The sequence below is a fragment of the Hyphomonas sp. genome (genome assembly GCF_040882205.1).
Taxonomy (GTDB): domain Bacteria; phylum Pseudomonadota; class Alphaproteobacteria; order Caulobacterales; family Hyphomonadaceae; genus Hyphomonas.
Window position 1 is genome coordinate 1 of record NZ_JBBEBT010000262.1, and the last position, 2,503, is coordinate 2,503.

Below are 2,503 nucleotides of genomic sequence, written 5' to 3' on the forward strand. Positions count from 1 at the left end.
GGCAATGCATGATCCAGTAGTCCTTCTCGACGAGGCCTGGACCCACGCCTTCCTTCCTGCCAACGACTGCGACCAGGTCAGTAAAGTCGGGAAGCTCGTGCAGAAGCGTCACGCGCGGGCCGCCTCGTCTCACAAGACCGGCTCAAGTAACCGTCTGGCGCGCGCCGATCCAAAATCCTTCACCGCTTTCGCAAGACGCTTTGGATCCATCTCACGGGCCCGCGCCAGCGCCCTCGGCAACACATCCGCCTTGCCCTCGGGCAGGTTTTCGAGGTTGTGCAGAAGGTCGACCAGGAGAAGCTCCTCAGTCAACGCCGCCGGCACGGACGTGCGCATCCGGAAGTCAAAGCACCGGCCGTCCAACGTGAACCGGCCATGGCGCTTGCGGTTGTAGACGACGGGCTCGTTGTAGAGCTGCGTCGTGCCGAGGCCGAGACTGTTATACGCATTCGGCGAGACCATCAAAAAGCGGTCATCGCCCAGGAAGGACGCCACGAGCTTTTCAGGCGAGGCCGGCGCGAGACCGAACCGGGTCTTGCGCGGCGCCATATAAAGGCCCGCCCCCACCTTCTCCAGCCGCCCCTCATCAAGAAGCTGGCGGACATGGCGGTCGACAGCGTTTGACCAGCGCGCAAGGTCCTTGCGGCGGTAAACCTGCCCAGGGCGCAGGTGTTTCTTCAGATCTGCAAGCGCCGGCAATCGAGTGTTCCTTCATCAGGCACATGATCCACAGGTCGACACCATGCAATATTTTTCATTAAAAAATCATGCAAATGCGCATCCGAGGATCGCCTGACGGAATGAGCTGAACCACTGTGATCATGGGGAATTCCCGAAGAACTCAGCGCTCAACTGTAAATCGGTGCTGCGTCCGGACGCCGATCGGCAAGCCATTCCATTGATTTCAATCGAACAGGAGGGGTCATTTGCTGGCGCCGATTTACACACTTTGCCATCTTCTGTGTTCGGCGCCTTAAGCTAGGGGATGCCCTGTAATCCGCTCCACCTCCGCACCCCATAGGTCCATTGCCCGCCGCACCTCAGCTGAAGTGTTGCCCACATAGTAGCGGTTTTGCATGGAGCGATCCGGGGCGTGATTGATGCAGGCTTCGGCAATGGCGGGGCTGATGCCCAGACGGTCTACCATCAGTGTACGGCCCAGGCGGCGGCAGTCGTAGAGTTGCACGCCGGCAACCGGTGAGGACTCCTCCTTCTTCCTCGCGGCGGCAACGCTGCGCTCTCGAACCCTGATCCACCGTTGCTTGGGGCCGTCATGGCGAATGGGTCCGTCGCCCGCTTCATTCGGAAACACCCACGCATGACTGTGAAGAGAGAGCGCCTTCCTGAACAGCGTCGCAGCGAGCGGCGATAGCGGCACCTCATAAACTTCATTCGTCTTTGTCTGCCCGGCTGGGATGCGCCACAGCTCCCGGCCCGGCGTCCAGTCGAATTGATCCCGTTTGGCGGCGACTATTTCGGCGGGCCGCTGCAACGTAACAGCATGAAGCATAATGGCGAGCGCGGAAGGTGCGCCTCGCTGCATTCGTTCCCGCTCTTCGTCCCTCGCAGAGCGCACGGATGGCTTGCCTTCCAGGTCGGCACTCAGAGCGGCCCACACCAATCGCAGCGCCTCCTCGGGCATCGCTGCGCGCCTATCAGGGGTGTCCTTGAACAGCTTCCTGAACGCTGCTGGGTTTACTTCAATGAGATCTTCCGCGATGGCCCAGCCATAGATGGCACGGATGACGCCCTGGCATTCATTGGCGAGCTTGGCGCCGGGATTGGAGGCAGTTAACGCGCGGGGGTGTTTGGCGGCCCGTGCCTGAATATCCCGGATGAGCTGGCGCACCTCTGCCTTGGTGATCTCGGGGAATAATTTCTTCCCGAGCGTGGGCAGGATGTGTTCCCGCAGAAGCCGTTCCCGCTCATTATAGGTGCGGTGTGAGAGCATGGGCGGGCTTTTTTCCGGGGCGGCCATGAACCGGTCTGCGAGGGCCTGGAAGGTTGCTTGCTGCTGCTTCCTGGCATCGGCCTTAGCCTGGCGCCGCTGTGTGACAGGATCCGCGCCGCCCAAGGCCATGCGCCCCAGCTCTTTGGTGGCCAGTAAGCGAGCAATGTCTGGCGAGCCATCATTGGCGGCGATCAGCTTGGTGTCTGACTTCGAGCCGTCCGGCTTGACGATCAGGAGCTTGTAGGTGGCGCTGCCATTGGGGGTGATGGATAGAAACATCTTGGGCACTTCTGTGTCCCAATGCCGCTCCTTCCTCTTCCCATCATGCTCACGGATGATCCGCGTAACAGCGGTTTGTGTGAGTTTCAGTCGGCTACTGGCCATAGATCCGTCTCGCTCCTTCGGGTCTGGAGACGGTGGTTTTCAAGCCGCGTGCCACCCAAGCCACCCCTGAGCCACCCCTGAGCCACCCCTGAGTCACCTCCGAGCCAGCTCCGAGCCACTTCTGAGCCACTTCTGAGCCACCTCTGAGCCACCTCTGAGCCACATCTG

Annotated in this window: 2 protein-coding genes; both read right to left on the reverse strand. The window is 60.9% G+C overall.

Translation table 11 applies throughout. The features are described 5' to 3' along the window. Nucleotides 1-129: 129 nt before the first annotated feature. Complete coding sequence (locus tag WEA77_RS11225) at nt 130-699, reverse strand: hypothetical protein (protein ID WP_368067971.1); 570 nt, start codon at nt 697-699, stop codon at nt 130-132. 274 nt (nt 700-973) lie between these two features. Beyond that, nucleotides 974-2,335, reverse strand: a complete 1,362-nt coding sequence (locus tag WEA77_RS11230) for a tyrosine-type recombinase/integrase (protein WP_368067972.1) — start codon at nt 2,333-2,335, stop codon at nt 974-976. Nucleotides 2,336-2,503 lie beyond the last annotated feature (168 nt).